Annotated in this window: 2 protein-coding genes; one reads left to right on the top strand and one right to left on the bottom strand. The window is 67.2% G+C overall.

The genetic code is table 11. The features are described 5' to 3' along the window. Positions 1-295 precede the first annotated feature (295 nt). Positions 296-1,258, top strand: a complete 963-nt coding sequence (locus ACFV4F_RS01485; RefSeq protein WP_380500046.1) for a hypothetical protein — start codon at positions 296-298, stop codon at positions 1,256-1,258. Positions 1,259-1,311: 53 nt separating this feature from the next. Here the strand turns inward: ACFV4F_RS01485 and ACFV4F_RS01480 are convergent, their stop codons facing one another. Beyond that, positions 1,312-1,515, bottom strand: coding sequence for a DUF397 domain-containing protein (locus ACFV4F_RS01480; RefSeq protein WP_380500045.1), 204 nt, complete (start codon positions 1,513-1,515; stop codon positions 1,312-1,314). Positions 1,516-1,681 lie beyond the last annotated feature (166 nt).

Genomic DNA, 1,681 nt, shown 5'->3' with positions numbered 1-1,681 from the left:
ACTAACACCCCCAACCCGCAAACCCCGATATTATTGTGTCTCGTGGGCTCGTTTTTGTGTAAAAGAGACAGGGGGGCACGACGCTTGCGCGAGAAGTCGGCGTGGCCGACTTCTCGCGCGAGTGAGCTGCACGTTTATTGGCTGACTACGAGGACGACTTCCGCATGACCACGTCACCTGACACGCTGTCATCGTCACTCCGGGATCCGCAGCCCCGGTCTTCAGGGGCATCGGCCGGCTTGCGAGTTGGGCGGGCGGGGCGAAGGGAGGATCCCCCGGGAGAAGGGAAGTCTCCGTGTCAAAGCGCGTTCTCGCACTCGTCAGCGTGCTGGTGGGTGTGATCCTCGCATGCACGACCGTCGGGGCCGGTACGGCCTCGGCCGCCTCCGGCGACTGGACCGCACAGGCTCCGGTCGGCGGCGGCTCGAATGCCGGACCGACGATGGCGTCCTTCAACAACCGCCTGTACGTGGCCTGGAAGGGTGCGGGCGACGACCCGCGGATGTTCTACGCCTCCAGCTGGGACGGGGTGCACTGGACGGACCAGGTTGGGGTCGGGGGCGGTACGAGCACCAGCCCGACCCTCGCCGCCTTCAACGGGCGGCTCTACCTGGCGTGGAAGGGGGCGGGGAACGACCAGCGGATGTTCTACGCCTCAAGCCCCGACGGCGTGAACTGGACGGACCAGACCGGTGTGGGAGGCGGCTCGAACTCCGCTCCCGTGCTGGCGACCTACAACGGCCGGCTGGTCCTGGCCTGGAAGGGGGCAGGTGACGATCCGAGGCTCTTCTTCAGCGTGAGCTGGGACGGTCGGTCCTGGTCGGAGCAGCGGGAGGTGGATGGGGGAGGTGCCACCAGCACCGGCCCCGCGCTGGCCGAGTTCGCGGGCAAGCTGTACCTGGCGTGGAAGGGCGCCAATGACGAGCACGTCTACTACGCGACGACCGGCGACGGCTACAGCTGGACGCAGCGGGGCTGGGTCCAGGGCGTGGGCGGGACCAGCCAGTCGCCGACGCTGGCGACGTTCAACAACGCGATCTTCATCGCCTGGAAGGGTGCGGGGGAGGATCCGCGGATGTTCTACACCGCGAGCAACAACGGCCAGAGCTTCGGCGACCAGCGCCAGTTGGGCGGAGGTACCAGCAACGGGCCGGCGCTGGCCGCGTTCGGCAACTGTGGTTGCCTGTTCCTGGCCTGGAAGGGCACGGGGATGGATCAGCGCATGTTCTATTCGTACAGCCCTGATGCACAGGCGTGAGTGGATCGTTCGTGCGCGGGAAGTCGGACGGGCCGACTTCCCGCGCAACCTGTTCATGCGGAGGGGAGTTCTCCGGTCTTGATGGCTGCGACGAATGCCTCCCATGCGGAGGCGCGGAAGATGAGCGCCGGCCCACTGGGGTCCTTGGAGTCCCGGACGGCCATGTCGCCAGTGGTGGCGTGGCCCGTCTCCACGCACTCGTTCGCCTGCGCGCTGTAGCTGCTCTTGTACCAGCCCCGAGCAGAGATTGCCGGCATGGTCATATGCCCACCCTCTTGTCTGACTTCGTACCATCGATGGCAGCGCGTGTTGCGTCGTCGGCGGCAGCGAGGGCGGGGGGGGGGGGGGCGCGGGGGCGGGCGGGCAGGCCCCCACCACGCTCGCTACTAATTATTATCAAGCATACCGGACGCCGGTCTCCGT

This window comes from Kitasatospora sp. NPDC059722 (assembly GCF_042733235.1).
Taxonomy (GTDB): domain Bacteria; phylum Actinomycetota; class Actinomycetes; order Streptomycetales; family Streptomycetaceae; genus Kitasatospora.
Note: the sequence above shows the minus strand (reverse complement) of the source record. Positions and strands in the feature narration are given on the sequence as shown.